Genomic DNA, 16581 nt, shown 5'->3' on the forward strand with positions numbered 1-16581 from the left:
ACTTCCTTTATTATTCAATTTTCAAGATTTGTCCTTCATTTATCCGGCTTCCATTTTCTAAATGAAACCACAGACTGCCTTCCTTTGTAGATACAGAGGTCACAGCACTATGTAATTCTGTTTCTCCAGCTTTCCAATGTACCGTTCTTCCAATAAGGCCGCTTGCAGTAACTAAAGAATTGCCGCCAGAGGTATTGGCATACTGATTAACTTGCGATACGTTCCCCGGTGCGAGAGTGGTTCCATCTTCTAAAATAAACTGGACTTCATTATCCTTGAATCTTACAGAATTGATGATTCCCTTTCCTTCTTTTATATCTGTTTTACTGTCTTCACTGTTTGAAGATTCAAGTTTGTGCCAAGTAATTTCTTTTCCGACGAATTGGTTATAAGAAATTAAATTATTCTGGCCTTCTGCTTCAATGAATTTTTCCATAGATTCACCTAAGTTTGTGATCTGCTCCAATGTGGAGAAAGTCGCCATTTGCGCGATAAAATCTTTATCCTGCATAGGGTTAAGGGGATCTTGGTTCTGAAGCTGGGTCATCAGGATCTTCATGAAATCATCTTTTCCCAGGACATCTTTTCCGCCTTCTCTTTCTTTCTTTTGCTGCATTGAAGATAGTAGTAAATTTGAGTTGATCGTATTGGACATTTTTATCACCTATTCTTCACTGTTCATTAATAATTCTTTGAATCCTGTTTCCGGATGGTCATTTTCATTGTGCTGCGGAGTCGATTGCTCCCTTTGCTGCTGTCCGTTTTGCTGTTGTTGTGAAGTCTGCCTTTCCTGACGGGTCGAATCTGTCAATGTATGGGCTACTTCTATTTTTTCCACTTGGAGATTCTGGCTCGATAAGGCTTGTCTTAAGCCGGTCAGTTGAGAATCGAGAATATCCTTGGCTGCATTTGTGCTTGCCAGGATCCTTGCAGTCATGACTCCATTTTGCTGCAAAATTTCGATTCGCAGCGATCCCAGCCGCTCTGGGTAAAGTTTGATCAGCAGCTTGCTCATATTGGGGGTGTGCAGCATTTGAGATCTGGCCAGGATATTTCCAAACTCTTTAACAAACTGTTCGTAAGTTGGTCCATTTTGGTTTTTATTCACGAAAAGAGAGAATTGCTCTACTTTAGTGGTTTGATTCTGTCCAATAAACATTGATAGAGGTCCACCATTTCCCTTTACCTTGTCAACCTCTATTGAGCTTTCTCCTTTAGAATCATCGGACTGGGACTGAAAGATTAATAAATTTGGGTGAACCAGGTTAGTGATCTTTTCTCCTTGGGTTTTATTCACTGCGTGCGAAAGTTGTGTTCCGTTTTTAGGACCAGTTTCGAAATTTCTGATTATAGGATTTGCTTCGTACGCCTGTTTTAAAATCCCATTCCACTTTGCACTCTTATTATCCGAGACAATGAACAGCTGTTCCAACTTCTGGCTGATGGTTTTCAAGTTATGTTGTAAGCTTTCAGCCTTTTCTGCGTGATCATTGTTGGAATCTGCTTGCCTTAGCCCTTGTTCAAAGATCTTAGACGCTTTCAGTAAAAGTTGCAGGGAAGAGTGATCTAACTTCTTTAAGGTGTCGACAGATAATAAGCTGATCATTTCCAATAATTGAACTAAAACCGCTTCTCCTTCTTCGCCTTTCATTGTTGAAACTAATTCTTCAAGCTGAGGGATTTCTTTAACAATCCCCTTCGTCAACGATTGTACGGCCACAAGAAAATTCTCCTCAGTGAATCCTGCTTCAGAGAGCATTTCTTTCATATTTACTTCAGAAAGTCCCTTTTTCTCAACCGGGGCAATCACTTCCACCTGAAGAATATCCAGAAGTTCCAGGAGCTGAATCATTCCCGTGTCTACATTTTCTTCACTTCCATTGGCAGCCAGCTCATTGAAATATAATTGGCTGAAGAGAGAATCATTATCTCCATCTTGAAGACCAGGAGATTTTTCACGATTGGAAAGCTGTCCTAAATTCTGCATGGAGACAATAGCACCAACATTCATTTTTTCACCTCCCTTCAAAACTGAATCCTCTTAATATTCTTGATCAATTTTTGCCGAAAGCAATTCTGTATACTTTGCCGCATCTTCAGGAGGCATTTTCTCGAGAATTTTAGCAAGTGTATCAGGCTTGATGTTCGATAGAATTTTCACGGCTTCTTCATTTTCCATATTCAGTATGACAGGTGCAGAGCTTTTGGCTGACATGGATTCAAAGGTAGATATCACCTCTTTAAAAGCACGCTTATTTTCCTCGCGTATCTGCTCTAATTCCTCGATTTCCGCTTGAAGTTGATCTTGCTCAGCCAACAGGCGGTCTTTTTCGCTCTCCTGAGAATCAATTTTGCTTTTAAGGCTGGTGATCTCAGAATCTTTATTTTCTATCTCTGACTGAAGAGAAAGCACTCTCTCTTCCAGCTTGGCCGCTTCTTCTTTAGCATCTGTCGGTATGACTGACGATACAATGGGGATGTTTTCTCCTGCCTCTTTGGCTTTTTCAAACACATTGATGCCTAATACCGTCATGATAAGCAAGGCTATTACCACAGCAAACAGAAGAGGAATAATACCTGCAAACAACACCCACTGAAAGGGACTGTTTGTTTTTTCATTTCTATTCTTCCCTGCTTTCTTCCCCATGTTATCACCTAATTTCTCTTATTCGTAAACTGCATGACTGCCAGCTCATCAAGTACTTTGCTCTCTGTAGAGTGCAGGAATTCTTTATACCTATTAAAATCGTTCTCTCTGATCTTTTCATATTTCTTCACTTCAACGTTCATTTCTGAAAGTTTTTGTTCATGCCAATTCATCCTGTTCCTTGCCTGGATGACAAGGCCTTGGTAATATTCTATCGTTTTTTCAATATTTGTAATGAAATTTTGATTATGGCGTATATCTTGTACTGACAGACCGCTTACCAGCTTTTCGGTCTGGAAATTCTCAAGATCTTCTTTTTTCTTGAGCAATTCATAAAGCTTTTGAGCGATATCTTCGAACTTTTCCACTGCTGCCCGGTAAGATTCTCTGACTTCCTCTTTTTCTCTTTCTTTCAGATTGAGGATTTTTTCGAATTTAAACGTGTAGGTCATCCATTCCACTCTCCTTTTTCAGCAAGATCGATGAGGGAGTTGACACTTTCATCCATTGTCACTCTTTCCCCCGTTCCCTGCTTCAGAAATGAAAGGATCTGCGGTTGATAAGCGATGGCCATATCGATCTCCTGTGAAGTTCCCCTCTTATAAGCACCTATGTTAATGAGATCTTCAGAATTACTATATGTACTCATCAGTCCCCTGACTTTTTCAGCCGCCTTTAAGTGTTGCTGGGGTGCCAAGTGGTTCATCAGCCTGCTGACACTTTTCAGGACATTGATCGCTGGAAACTGACCTTTGTTGGCGATGTTACGATCAAGAATGATATGGCCGTCAAGAATACCTCTTGTTGTATCGGCAATCGGTTCGTTCATGTCATCTCCATCGACCAATACTGTGTAAAAAGCAGTGATGGTTCCATTCTGGTTTGTCCCAGTCCTCTCCAATAGCTTAGGCAAGATGGCAAAAACTGAAGGTGTATATCCTTTAGTCGCAGGAGGCTCTCCGACAGCAAGGCCGATCTCCCTTTGTGCCATTGCCACACGTGTAACCGAATCCATCATCAGCATGACATTCATTCCCTTATCGCGGAAATATTCGGCGATGGCGGTCGCTGTGAAGGCTCCCTTAATTCTCATCAGGGCAGGCTGGTCAGAGGTAGCTGCCACTACTATCGAACGCTTCAGCCCTTCTTCTCCGAGATCTCTTTCAATGAATTCCCTCACCTCTCGGCCCCGCTCTCCTATAAGGGCAATGACGTTTAAATCGGCCGTGGTATTCCTTGCGATCATTCCGAGGAGGGTGCTCTTTCCTACACCGCTCCCTGCAAAAATCCCGACCCTTTGTCCTTTCCCTACAGTCAGCATGCTGTCAATGGCTCTCACGCCTACTTCAATTTTTTCATTGATGGGCGGGCGGCTAAGCGGGCTTGGGGGATCTTGTTCTGTAAAAGTGCGGGTCAGCCCTTTAGGGAGAGGCTCTCCATCCAAGGGATGTCCCAGCGAATCAACAACCTTGCCTATAAGGGAATGGCCAACCTTTATTGTGAGGGGGTTGGAAGTCGCTTCTACAAGACTGCCTGGCGAAATTTCGTTAATGCCGGAATAAGGCATCAATATGACGGTCTCTTCTTTGAATCCCACTACTTCAGCCTGAATTGTTCTTGTAGATTCAGCAATATGTATAAAACACATATCCCCAATTGAACTTTTAGGACCTTGGGATTCAATCATTAACCCTACAACTCTTTTTACTTTCCCGAACTTCTTAAAGGAGTGTAATGAAGGAATATGTTCTAATAGTTCAGCAGCTTTCATTCACTTTCACCCTCTAAAATCTCAACTAGTTTATTTTTGATTTCCCGCAGCTGGCTGTCCACACTGACAATCACTCTGCCTTCACCGGTTTCTATGAAGCATTCATGTTGGCTGAGTTCATCATCCGGATACAAAAGGAGCTTGCGAAGAACAGGGAACAACGACTCGATTTCTTCTTGATTGCCGCTCAGCAGCTTATAATTTGAAGGATGGACATGCACCTGTACTTCAGGCAAATCCCGCACCTCTTTGATGCCGCGTTTTACGATATCCAAAAAGATTTCCGGGTCTTCTTCCAACTTCCTTCCAATAACTCTTTCTGCTGTTTTCATCCCCAGCTCTAAAATGACCCTTTCAGCTTTGGCAATATGAAGGTAGTAATCATCTTTAGCATTCGTGATTACACCTCGAGCTTCGCTGATCTGATGCTTGAACTCCTGCAATCCATTTTGCCTTCCTTCATCCAACCCTTGCAAAAAGGCTTGCTCATACGCCTCTTGCTGCAACAGTTCCTTCTCCTGTTCCCAATGGGATCTTAAAGAAGACACTTCCTCTTCCATTCTTTTCGCTTCATCTCTTGCTGATTTCAATATAAGTTGAGCTTCTCCATTTGCAGCCTCTATAAGTTTTTCTCTTTCCAGCAGCCCAATTTGTTTCTCCTGAATATCCCCGTCGAATTCTTCAGTGTGCGTTCCGAGAATATTCCTTACAGAAATAACCTTCGCTTTTCGTGACTGAGAATCAGTTACACCCGCATACTTGATGACTTTAGACAATGATATCGTCTCCTCCGCCACGGGCTATAATGATTTCACCAGCATCTTCCAGCCTTCTGATCACACTTACTATCCTGGACTGTGCCTCTTCTACATCCCGAAGCCTGACAGGGCCCATGAATTCCATTTCTTCTTTAAATGAGTCCACCATTCTGGTTGACATATTCCTGAAAACAATATCTTTGACTTCGTCACTTGATACTTTGAGAGACAAGAGTAAATCTTCATTTTCGCTGTCACGGATGACCCTCTGGATGGATCGGTTATCGAGAGTGACAATGTCTTCAAACACAAACATCCTCTTCTTGATTTCTTCTGCCAATTCAGGGTCTTGGATTTCCAAAGCATCAAGGATTGTCTTTTCGGTAGACCGGTCTACTCCATTCAGCACCTCAACAACCGCCTCTACTCCACCTGTCTGGGAGTAATCCTGGGTAACAGTTGTCGAGAGCTTCCTTTCCAGAATAGCTTCCACTTCACTTATCACTTCAGGCGACGTGCCGTCCATAAGGGCTATACGCCTGGCGATGTCGGCCTGTACCTCCTGTGACAGTTCAGAAAGGATCTGCCCAGCCTGCTGAGGATTCAAGTATGAGAGGATCAGGGCAATCGTTTGAGGATGCTCATTTTGAATGAAATTCAATATCTGGGATGCATCTGCTCTTCTCGCAAAATCAAATGGCTTCACTTGCAGAGATGAAGTTAATCTATTAATGATGGCCGACGCCTGCTCATTGCCCAATGCTTTCTCCAGCACTGTTTTGGCATAGCCGATACCGCCCTGTGTAATATAATCTTGGGCAAGGGCAATCGTGTGAAATTCCTCAAGCACTTCTTCCTTTGCTGTGGATTCAACCTTTTTCACACCGGAAATTTCCAACGTCAGCTTTTCAATTTCCTCTTCTGATAAATGTTTATAAACAGACGCCGACACATCCGGGCCCAGTGAGATAAGGAGAACGGCCGCTTTCTGTTTGCCCGTTAATTCTTTTTCGCGTTGCTTAGCCATGTTGCTTCCTCCTATTCATCAGCCAGCCAAGACCTTAGCAGCTTCGCAAATTCTTCAGGTTTTTCCCTGGCCATTTTTTCAAGTTGTTTTCTTCTGGCAGATCCTTCAGTCTCTTGCTCCGTGCCAATGTCAGGGATATTGATCGGCTGCATGACTTCCTCTTGGTAAGCTGCCTCTTCCTCCACAATGGTTTTCTTCCTTCTTACCATTAAGATAATCAGTAAAAGGATTACAGCGAGCAGTATTCCACCTATGACATATGTCCACCACGGCAAAGCAGTTTCTGATTCCTGGCCGAATTCCACCTTCCCATTAAAGGGCTGAACTGATACAACTATTTTGTCTTCAATGGCTTCTGGTGTCAGCTCCGTACCGGATTCTTTGTCAATTGAAGTTCTGACAATCGTCGACAATATCTGGGATATATCTTCCTGTCTATCCTGAGGAAAGGAGTTTGGATCTTCAGGATCCGGCGGTTCGACCATCACCTGGATACCGATATCACGAATTTTATATGGGCTTTCAACAATCTCTCTTCGGATTCTATTAACCTCGTTATTAATAGTCTCTTCAATCCGTTCATAATCTCCATCAGAATTCTCGCCCTCTACATATGTCCCCAAATCATCACCAGCATCTTCAGCAGCAGGAACACCCCCGGCAGCTGCTCCATTACCAGTAAAAATTTCAGTGATTCTCTGGACACTAACAGCGATTCCTTCCATATTTTCTTCATCAACTGGCGTTACTTCGTTTACTTCCCTGTTTTCCTGGGTAAAGTCTATATCAGTAGTTACAGAGACAACCACTTTATCGAAGCCTATCAAAGTTCCAAGCATGCTTTGTACTTGCTTTTGAATGTCCTTTTCCACCCTGTCTTTAACGTCCATTTGCTGGACAACACTTCCTCCAAAGGAAGAATTTTCATTTTCTAACTCAAAGTACTCAAAAAATTGATTCATGATGACGATATTACTTGTAGGCAGATTAGGAACACTCTTAGAAACTAGATGATGAAGGGACTTGATCTGTTTTTGATCAAAATTAAATCCCGGTTTTGTGTTCAGAACAATAGATGCTGAAGCCTGCTCTGTTTCGTCGCTGATGAAGACTCCTTTTTCAGGCAGGGTTATCATCACATTAGCATCCTGGACGCCTTCAATCCCTTTCATCAGGTTGGAAAGTTCTGTCTGCATGGCATCAAGCTTCATGACATTGAACTCATTGTCTGTCATTCCAAACCCGGCATTTTGACTAAAGAAAGAGTAATCGATACTGCCTGAATTTGGAATTCCTTCCGCAGCAAGCTCGACTTTTAAGGTATCGACCATCTCACCTGGAACCAAAATGGTAGAACCGCCATCGCTGATTTCTGAAGCAACTCCCCTGCCATCGAGATTTTCCTTAATAGCACCTGTTTCCGAGGGAGCCAGGTTGCTGTATAGCGGCACAAGGCTGGTCCTAGTGGAAAGAAATCCGGTAATCGCGATAGCAAGCACGACCACTAACACAACCGCTCCATACATACCTTTTTGTTTTTTTGTTCTGGTCGACCAAAACGTATTCAATTGTTCTTTATATTTTTTTACGTTGTCATTCATTATAATCCCCCGGTTACTTTGTCTAATTTACCCGGCAATAATAACCGTCATTACATAGGCATTCTCATGATTTCCTGATATGCTTCAACTACCTTATTTCGCACTTCCATAGTTGTCTGCATTGTTATGCTGGCTTTTTGTGATGCAATCATCACCTGGTGCAAGTCTACATTTTCACCGCGCACTAATTTATCGGTCATCATATCCGATTCTTTTTGGCTCACATTCACTTCTTCAATAGATTTTTTCAGAAAATCAGCGAAATTTTGCTGGTTTTGGATTGGCTTTGCAATATTTTTATCGAACGACGGACTTATCCTGCTCTGTGCAGCAGAATATATATTATGTACAGCCATTGGTCTCCTCCTTATTTACCTATTTCAAGAGATTTCATCATCATTGATTTATTTGCATTAAAAGCAGTTACATTTGCTTCATACGACCTAGTAGCTGAAATCAGGTCAATCATTTCCCTGAGAGGATCAACATTCGGCATCTGAACATATCCCTCTTGATTGGCATCAGGATGTTCAGGGTCATACACAAGGTTAAATGGAGTATCTCCATCCTCTTTAATCTCTGCAACCCTTACACCATTTCCAAGAGACTGTGAGCTTTTCACATTCATAGCTTTACTCAATAGTGTAGAAAAGCTGCCGGTATCCGGCTGCAGGACAACCGATTTCCTTCTGTAAGGCTGCCACTCACCATCAACCAGTTTTCCTCTTGTCGAATCTGCATTGGCCATATTCGAGGAAATGACATCCATCCTCAGCCTTTGGGCGCTAAGGGCAGAAGCAGTAGTATTCATTCCATGAAATATCGACATGTTTATTTACCTCCTGAAATGACAGACTTCATAGAATTAAATTTACCATTTAAGCGGTCTGACAATGCATTAAAATAGATTTGATTATTGGCCATTTCCGACATTTCTTTATCAATATCGACACCATTGCCATTGTGGTTATATTGGAAGGGCTTGTCATTAATACGGAACCCAGCTGCTGACCTTCCTGAGAATTCAAAGTGGCGGGGATTTGTTTTAATGGCTTCCATGGCAGATATGGAGTCATTTAACTGATCTTTAAAGCTCACAGATTTTGATTTGTAATTTGGAGTATCTACATTAGCAATATTTTGAGTAATCATCTTCTGTTTAACAGAAGAATAATTCAAACCATTTTCAAGTGATTGAATGGTGCTGGAAAACAAATTCATTTTTTACACCTCTAACCAGGATTTTGTCAAAAATTAATGGATTTTGACATTTTTTACGGAATCATACTTCCTATTGTAATATTAAGCAAAATGAGTGTCTATGAATATTAGGTTAATTTTTTTGCTACTTCCTGTTCATTTTTAACAGGGACTTTTAGCACAAAAACAGTGAAATAGTAGACAACCTTCGACATATAGGCTCAGATTTACTTAATTACCGTTACGATATACCCTCGTAATTTCCATTCATTACATGTGAAATCCAAGAAAATACGCGATCCAATTGTTACAATATCATTACAAACTTTAAAAACAAACGGATTATCCCACAATTTCACAAAGGAAAATACATCCAATTCAATCAGCTATAAAGAAAGCGACCCCTAAAGAGATCGCTTCATTAATAAAATTGACAATTGCTCTCTTAGGTAACCCGGCTGCCATATACTTGATAGTCGTTAGGCCCGTGGCTTTGCGTCCTTCCTTTTCAGTGAAGTTTGCCTTTTCTATGTGAAATTGTAGAATTATGTCGTAAACTGTTTGTACTATCATTTTACTATGTCACAGGGTAAAAACAACCCTTTCAACTATATAATTATTAGGTCTTTAGACCCCTTTTTCCTTGAATGTCGTAATTATCTCCTAATATCTTTCATTAATTAAAAAACCGCCGGTCCAAATGGACCAGCGGTTTTTTAATTAATTTGTTTTTAGTTTATCCAGCTCGATCAGGAACTTATCATTCAAGACTTTGATGTAGGTACCTTTCATTCCAAGAGAACGTGATTCGATTACACCTGCACTTTCAAGTTTACGAAGTGCGTTAACGATTACCGATCTGGTGATTCCAACTCTGTCAGCAATTTTTGAAGCTACAAGAAGACCTTCATTGCCATCTAATTCTTCAAAAATATGTTCAATGGCTTCAAGTTCACTATAGGATAAAGAACTGATTGCCATCTGAACGACTGCTTTACTTCTTGCTTCAACCTCAATCTCTTCCGATTTCTCTCTAAGGATTTCCATACCGACTACTGTCGCTCCATACTCACCCAGGATCAAGTCATCATCATCAAAACTGTCCTCTAGACGGGCCAGAATCAATGTACCAAGGCGCTCTCCTCCACCGATAATCGGCACGATTGTAGTCAGCCCATTTTTAAACAGCTCTCTATTCTCCACAGGGAATGCTGTATACTGGCTGTCAATATCCAGATTAGATGAAGTTTCTTGAATGTTGAACAGGCTGTTTGTATACTCTTCAGGAAACTGGCGGTCTTCAAGCATTTTCTTCATTCTTTCATTTTCGATCTTCTGATTAACCGCAAAGCCCAAAAGCTTTCCGCGGCGGCTTACCACGAATACATTTGCAATGATGACAGAACTCAATGTTTCTGCCATTTCTTTAAAATTAACCGGTTTTCCTGCTGCTTTTTGCAGCATTGCATTGATTGTTCTTGTTTTGCTTAATAAATTCATTTCATTTCCTCCTAGTGCAACTAATAGTTTCTATATTTATATAATTAAATCCATGTTTGATTAGTATAATCACTGGTACAAAAAAGGATATCCCTAAACAGGGCCGGTGTCTTCATTTCCTTGCCTATAACGTTTTACCCTTTGCACTTATTTCGCAAACTTATAAGATGAACTGGCTCAGGTCTTTATCCTGAGAAATCGCCCCTAGTTTATCCTCGACATAGGAAGGGGTAATGGTGATTTTCTCCATCGTAATGTCGGGAGCTTCAAATGATAAGTCCTCAAGCAGTTTTTCCATGATTGTATGGAGCCTTCTTGCACCAATATTATCGGTATTCTGGTTAACGGAAAAGGCGATTTCAGCCATCCTACGAATAGCTTCGTCAGAAAATTCAATTTGTATACCTTCTGTTTCCAAAAGAGCTATATATTGCTTAACGATAGCGTTATCCGGCTCAACCAATATTCTCACAAAGTCCTCGACAGATAATTTTTTCAATTCGACCCTGATCGGGAAACGTCCCTGCAATTCAGGAATCAAATCTGAAGGCTTGACAGTATGGAAAGCACCTGCGGCAATGAACAGCATATAATCAGTCTTGACTGAACCGTGCTTTGTAACAACCGTGGATCCTTCCACTATCGGAAGGATATCCCGCTGGACACCTTCTCTCGAAACCTCTCCTGAAGATTGGCTTGAGCTTTTGCTCGCAATCTTATCAATTTCATCAATGAAGATGATTCCTGTCTGTTCAGCTCTTACGATTCCTTCCTGCGTTACCTCATCCAAATCGATCAGTTTCTGGGCTTCTTCATTGATCAGCACGGGCCTGGCCTCTTTAACCTTCAGCTTTCGCTTCTTTTTCTTCTTAGGCATAAGTCCGCCAAGTGCATCTTGCATATTCATGCCCATCTGTTCCATACCTGAGCCTTGCAGCATGTCGAACATGGAAGCCTGCTGCTCTTCGAGTTCCACCGTTATGACTTCTTCCTCAAGGTCGCCTGACGCCAATTTATCTGCAATTACCCTGCGCTTTTCGTGAATAGAGGATTCTTCTTTCTGCTCTTCGTCCTCTTGCTGCTGCGGTCCGCCCTGGTTCCCTCCGAAAATCATTTCAAAAGGATTTTTGTAATTGTTGTTTTTCTTCTTCGAAGGAACAAGCAGTTCCACCAGACGGCGATTTGCATTCTCTTCTGCAGCTTCTTTGACATCAGCGATTTTCTCTTCCTTAACCAGCCTGACTGAAGTTTCTACCAAATCTCTTACCATCGACTCTACATCCCTGCCGACGTAACCGACTTCGGTAAACTTTGTAGCTTCTATCTTCAGGAATGGAGCCCCAACGAGTTTGGCCATCCTCCGGGCAATCTCTGTTTTCCCCACGCCTGTAGGTCCCATCATTAAAATATTCTTGGGCACAACTTCATCCCTGATTCCGTCAGCAAGCAGACTTCTTCTATATCGGTTTCTCAAGGCAACAGCTACCGCCTTTTTAGCGTCACTTTGCCCTACTATATATTGATCAAGTCGATCGACAATCTGTCTTGGCGTTAATTGATTAGCTTGTTTTTTCAAGAGAAACACTCCTTTGTCGGATAGGGTCCGCTATTCATCAGTCCCCGCAAAAGTAATTGACTATCTAAGGCCTTGGCGGTTTGCTTTCCATCATAATGGCACTTCAACCAACGTATCCATTCTACCATCACATTTTCAGACAGGCGAAAATAGGATCCGTCCTCTGCTGTGGCTTCTTGCTCTTAAAGCTTTTCCACAATAATATTATGGTTGGTATAAACGCATATTTCTGCAGCAGTTTCCAATGCTGCCTTTGCTATCTGTTCTGCGTTCAACTGTTCACCGCTCATATTCTTCAACGCACGACCGGCCGCAAGTGCATAATTCCCCCCGGAACCAATTGCCAAAATGCCATCATCCGGTTCTATCACTTCCCCGGTTCCTGATATCAAAAGCAAGTCTTCTTCATTCATGACAATCAGCATGGCTTCAAGTTTGCGAAGCACTTTATCGCTTCGCCACTGCTTTGCAAGCTCTACTGCAGCCCTTTGCAGGTTTCCATTGAACTCCTGTAATTTTCCTTCAAACATCTCAAATAACGTAAAAGCATCAGCAACTGACCCTGCGAATCCAGCTACCACTTTTCCATTAAATAACTTTCTGACCTTCTTGGCCGTATGTTTCATTACTACCGCATTTCCAAATGTAACCTGTCCGTCCCCCGACATGGCACATTCCCCTTTATGCCTTACAGCAAATATCGTGGTTGCATGAAAATTACCCAATATAAAGTACCTCCTTTTAAACTAAGCACGAGGATGGTGATTCAAGTAAGTCTTTCTAAGATGATCTTTCGTTACATGCGTATAAATTTGAGTTGATGATAAATTCTCGTGCCCAAGCAGTTCTTGCACTGTACGCATGTCTGCACCATTATTCAACAAATGGGTTGCAAACGTATGCCTGAGCATATGAGGATGGATTTTCGCAGTCAGGGATGCTTTCTTAATGATCCCGTTCAGCACATGCCTGATTCCCCTTGCAGTTAAAGGGCCTCCTTTGTAATTCACAAAGACATATTCATGTTCCCCATCTTTCATCAACTGTCCGCGAGATATATTTATGTATTTTTCCAGTTCTTCATGCGCGTAAGTTCCAAATGGCACATATCTTTCCTTGTTTCCCTTTCCCTTCACAAGGATAGTAGACAAGGAGAAATCTATATCTTTTATACGCAGTCCTGCACATTCACTTACCCTGATCCCTGTAGCGTAAAACAACTCGAACATCGCTCTGTTGCGGAGCTGCAGTGGCTCTTCACCCTCACACGCCTGCAAAAGGGTCTGCATCTCCTCTTCATAAAAGAATTGCGGAAGCCTCTTTTCAGCTTTAGGACTGCTTACCAAAGCAAAAGGATTCTCAGTAATCTCCCCCTCCCGGTTCAAAAACCGGAAAAAGCTTCTCAAACTTGAGATTTTCCTTGAGATTGATGCTCTGGCAAATTCCCTTTCATGCAGGCCTGTCAAGAATAATCGGGCATCAAAGTATTCTATTGCCTGTAAAGAGTGCAGGTTCTGTTCATTCATAAAAAGGAAAAATTCCCTGATATCATCCTTATAAAAAGTAACGGTATACTCTGAATAGTTCTTTTCAATCTGTAAATATGTAATAAAGTTATTCAGATATTGGTTTGCATTTTCCAACATAGTAATCACCTCATAAAAGGCTACTAAATAGTAACATAATTTAGTAGCCGGTGCAATGGAGTTTACAAATATTTCACAAAGTTCTGAATTGTTTCTAATTATATTCCATTTTTACCATCTCACGCTTATTCCTTTTATAAGGTTTCGCTGCTTTTTTGAAGGAAGCCAGTTTTGCAAAAGTCCTTCATTAGTGCTCAATAAGCTTCATTTATTTATCCGGGCAGCTCTTTATGCACCCATCAACCTTAAAGATACCATATATTTTTACAAAAGGAAAAAGTGAGCCCTGTCAGCTCACCATCCATTCCTTTATTGCTGTGTTTCTTCTTTATAATCACAGTTCGAACATTGTACTTGAACACCTTTTTTCAGCTTCTTCTCCACTAAGAGATGTTCACACTTAGGACATTTCCTGTCAATCGGTTTGTCCCAAGAAAGGAATTCGCACTTCGGATATTGGTCACACCCGTAGAAAATGCGTTTCTTCTTACTCTTTCTTTCGATGATATTACCCTCTGCACAATCAGGGCACTTAACACCGATTTCCTTCACGATTGCCTTGGTGTTGCGGCAGTCCGGGAAGTTGCTGCATGCCATGAACTTTCCATAGCGTCCCATTTTGAATACCATAGGGTGTCCGCAGTTTTCGCAGTCCTCACCAGCAGGTTCATCTTTAATCTCTACCTTCTCCATTTCTTCCTCGGCTTTTTCAAGATGTTTTTCGAATCCTCTGTAGAACTGATCGATAATGTTGACCCATTTTTCTTTACCATCTTCAACGTAATCAAGATCACGTTCCATATTGGCAGTAAATTCGACATCTATTATTTCAGGGAAGAACTCTGAAACAAGTTCGGAAACAATCCCTCCGAGCTCTGTCGGGATAAACCGTTTGTTGTCAAGGCTTACATACCCTCTCCTTTGTATTGTATCCAAAGTCGGGGCGTATGTGGACGGCCTCCCTATACCCAGCTCTTCCAGTGTCCTGACCAGCCTTGCCTCTGTATATCGGGGCGGCGGCTGTGTGAAATGCTGCTTGGGATCGATATCCTCGTAGCTGACAATGTCCCCTTCTTCTAGGGCCGGAAGCATATTCTCCTTCTCTTCTTTCCCGTCATCTGTTCCTTCTACGTACACTTTCATGAAACCAGGGAATTTAACTTTAGATCCGTTGGCACGGAAGAACACGTCACCATTTACTACATCAAAACTCATCGTATCCATGACTGCTGAAGCCATCTGGCTTGCGACAAAACGTTCCCATATAAGCTTATACAGCCTCAATTGATCTCTCGACAGATACTCCTTCATTGCAGCAGGGTCTCTCAAGGTTGAGGTTGGCCGGACAGCTTCATGGGCATCTTGTGCTTTTTGCCCCTTTTTCTCTTTTCGTTCCTGGCTTTTTATAAATTCCGAGCCATATTTCTCAGTGATATAGTCTGATGCTTCTTTTTGGGCTACTTCTGAAATACGGGTAGAGTCTGTTCTCATATACGTTATGAGACCGACAGTTCCTTCTTTTCCGATTTCAATCCCTTCGTATAACTGCTGAGCAAGCATCATCGTTTTCTTCGCCCTGAAGTTCAGCTTCCTGGCTGCCTCCTGCTGTAAAGATGAAGTAGTAAACGGTGCAGCAGGATTCCTTTTTCTTTCCTTCTTGGTTACTTTCTTGATTTCGAAAGAATCACCTTTAATCTTTTTCAGAACATCCTTTACCTCTTGTTCAGTTTTCAGGTCAAGTTTGTTTCCGTCCAGCCCATAGAAGGCTCCCTCGAATGAGCTCTTGCCCTTTTTAAATTGTGCATGAATCGTCCAATATTCTTCGGGTATGAACTCTTTTATTTCTTTTTCGCGGTCAATGATCAACCTTACTGCAACCGATTGAACCCTCCCGGCACTAAGACCCTTCTTTACTTTCTTCCAAAGGAGGGGGCTGATATTATAGCCGACGAGCCTGTCCAAGATCCTTCTTGCCTGCTGGGCGTCAACCAGATCCATATTTATGGCACGAGGATGCTTGAAAGATTCCTTGATGGCATCCTTCGTGATTTCATTAAACACGACCCTGCACTCAGAGTGGACATCCATGTCCAGGCTGTGGGCAAGATGCCAGGCAATTGCTTCTCCTTCTCTGTCGGGGTCAGCCGCAAGATAAATCTTTTTCGCTTTTTTGGCAGCTGTTTTTAATTCTTTTAAAACGGGTCCCTTACCACGGATTGTAATGTATTTTGGATTGAATCCGTCTTCTACATCAACACCCATCTGACTTTTAGGGAGATCTCGTACATGGCCCATCGAAGCACGGACCTTATATTTCTTTCCTAAATATTTCTCGATTGTCTTTGCCTTTGCGGGCGACTCAACAATCACTAGATAATCTGACATTAAATTGCCTCCTTAAAGAGGGAAATCGTTTATTTTTTCGTTCTAATCATCCATATCTTTGCTATATGATATACTTTCAGCTCCAGCAGTAATCCTTGCGGAGCGGAAGAGGCGATTCAGTAAAAACATCTGCAGGCTGGGCGCTCTTGCTTGCTTTCCAATCTATCTTTCTTAAAAAGGAAGAGCAGCTCTTTTCTTCTTGCTTACCACGATATTTCGTAATCATGGCGTTATCATACGTTCGTGATATCAAATAGCAGCAAAGTTTACGAAAAGTGTTAATTTTTTCACTGGAACGCTTATGATCCAACAGCTTTTAATTCGGGAAATTATTATGAATCATTGATAGAGCCAAGGAAACGGTTCCAACAGCTCAATCAAAAAGAAACTGTTTATTGGTATTATATCTGTTGCAAAATGTATAACAGATTGAGAAGAAATGCAACCTTTTTATACATTTTATACATATT

Annotated in this window: 16 protein-coding genes and 1 riboswitch; all 16 genes read right to left on the reverse strand. The window is 41.8% G+C overall.

Translation table 11 applies throughout. The features are described 5' to 3' along the window. Positions 1-10 precede the first annotated feature (10 nt). The 16 genes from flgD to topA all read right to left on the reverse strand — a co-directional run bounded on the left by flgD (position 11) and on the right by topA (position 16111). The gene (flgD, locus tag FZC79_RS01535; RefSeq protein ID WP_148945130.1) at positions 11-655 is read right to left on the reverse strand and encodes a flagellar hook assembly protein FlgD; all 645 of its coding nucleotides are present in this window, start codon (positions 653-655) and stop codon (positions 11-13) included. Between the two features lie 9 nt (positions 656-664). After that, a complete protein-coding gene (locus FZC79_RS01540) occupies positions 665-2011 on the reverse strand; it encodes a flagellar hook-length control protein FliK (protein WP_148945131.1) in 1347 nt (448 codons plus the stop codon). A 30-nt stretch (positions 2012-2041) separates the two neighbouring features. Continuing rightward, complete coding sequence (locus FZC79_RS01545) at positions 2042-2647, reverse strand: MotE family protein (RefSeq protein WP_148945132.1); 606 nt, start codon at positions 2645-2647, stop codon at positions 2042-2044. A gap of 8 nt (positions 2648-2655) precedes the next feature. Then, entirely contained in the window at positions 2656-3099 is a 444-nt protein-coding gene (gene fliJ / locus FZC79_RS01550; protein WP_148945133.1) for a flagellar export protein FliJ, read from the reverse strand. Further along, the gene (fliI, locus tag FZC79_RS01555) at positions 3096-4418 is read right to left on the reverse strand and encodes a flagellar protein export ATPase FliI (protein WP_148945134.1); all 1323 of its coding nucleotides are present in this window, start codon (positions 4416-4418) and stop codon (positions 3096-3098) included. The genes fliJ and fliI overlap by 4 nt, the downstream gene beginning before the upstream one ends. Beyond that, positions 4415-5194 carry a flagellar assembly protein FliH gene (gene fliH / locus FZC79_RS01560; RefSeq protein WP_187442608.1) on the reverse strand — a complete coding sequence of 260 codons (780 nt, stop codon included), beginning with the start codon at positions 5192-5194 and terminating at the stop codon, positions 4415-4417. Before fliH ends, fliI begins: the two co-directional genes overlap by 4 nt. After that, the gene (fliG, locus tag FZC79_RS01565; protein ID WP_148945136.1) at positions 5187-6203 is read right to left on the reverse strand and encodes a flagellar motor switch protein FliG; all 1017 of its coding nucleotides are present in this window, start codon (positions 6201-6203) and stop codon (positions 5187-5189) included. Before fliG ends, fliH begins: the two co-directional genes overlap by 8 nt. Before the next feature lie 11 nt (positions 6204-6214). After that, a complete protein-coding gene (gene fliF / locus FZC79_RS01570) occupies positions 6215-7804 on the reverse strand; it encodes a flagellar basal-body MS-ring/collar protein FliF (RefSeq protein ID WP_148945137.1) in 1590 nt (529 codons plus the stop codon). 50 nt (positions 7805-7854) lie between these two features. Beyond that, the gene (gene fliE, locus FZC79_RS01575; protein ID WP_148945138.1) at positions 7855-8160 is read right to left on the reverse strand and encodes a flagellar hook-basal body complex protein FliE; all 306 of its coding nucleotides are present in this window, start codon (positions 8158-8160) and stop codon (positions 7855-7857) included. An 11-nt stretch (positions 8161-8171) separates the two neighbouring features. Further along, a complete protein-coding gene (gene flgC, locus FZC79_RS01580) occupies positions 8172-8633 on the reverse strand; it encodes a flagellar basal body rod protein FlgC (protein ID WP_148945139.1) in 462 nt (153 codons plus the stop codon). Positions 8634-8635: 2 nt separating this feature from the next. Beyond that, positions 8636-9025, reverse strand: a complete 390-nt coding sequence (gene flgB / locus FZC79_RS01585) for a flagellar basal body rod protein FlgB (protein WP_148945140.1) — start codon at positions 9023-9025, stop codon at positions 8636-8638. Positions 9026-9449: 424 nt separating this feature from the next. After that, positions 9450-9537: riboswitch (cyclic di-GMP riboswitch) on the reverse strand. Between the two features lie 187 nt (positions 9538-9724). Next, the gene (gene codY / locus FZC79_RS01590; protein WP_148945141.1) at positions 9725-10504 is read right to left on the reverse strand and encodes a GTP-sensing pleiotropic transcriptional regulator CodY; all 780 of its coding nucleotides are present in this window, start codon (positions 10502-10504) and stop codon (positions 9725-9727) included. A gap of 160 nt (positions 10505-10664) precedes the next feature. Then, positions 10665-12080 carry an HslU--HslV peptidase ATPase subunit gene (gene hslU, locus FZC79_RS01595; protein ID WP_148945142.1) on the reverse strand — a complete coding sequence of 472 codons (1416 nt, stop codon included), beginning with the start codon at positions 12078-12080 and terminating at the stop codon, positions 10665-10667. Positions 12081-12262: 182 nt separating this feature from the next. Then, positions 12263-12805, reverse strand: a complete 543-nt coding sequence (gene hslV, locus FZC79_RS01600; RefSeq protein WP_148945143.1) for an ATP-dependent protease subunit HslV — start codon at positions 12803-12805, stop codon at positions 12263-12265. A 21-nt stretch (positions 12806-12826) separates the two neighbouring features. Next, a complete protein-coding gene (xerC, locus tag FZC79_RS01605; protein WP_148945144.1) occupies positions 12827-13726 on the reverse strand; it encodes a tyrosine recombinase XerC in 900 nt (299 codons plus the stop codon). 309 nt (positions 13727-14035) lie between these two features. After that, positions 14036-16111: a type I DNA topoisomerase gene (gene topA, locus FZC79_RS01610; protein WP_148945145.1), complete on the reverse strand. Its 2076-nt coding sequence runs from the start codon at positions 16109-16111 to the stop codon at positions 14036-14038. Positions 16112-16581: the final 470 nt, after the last annotated feature.

Origin of the sequence: Rossellomorea vietnamensis, assembly GCF_008180615.1 — a bacterium.
GTDB lineage: Bacteria > Bacillota > Bacilli > Bacillales > Bacillaceae_B > Rossellomorea > Rossellomorea vietnamensis_D.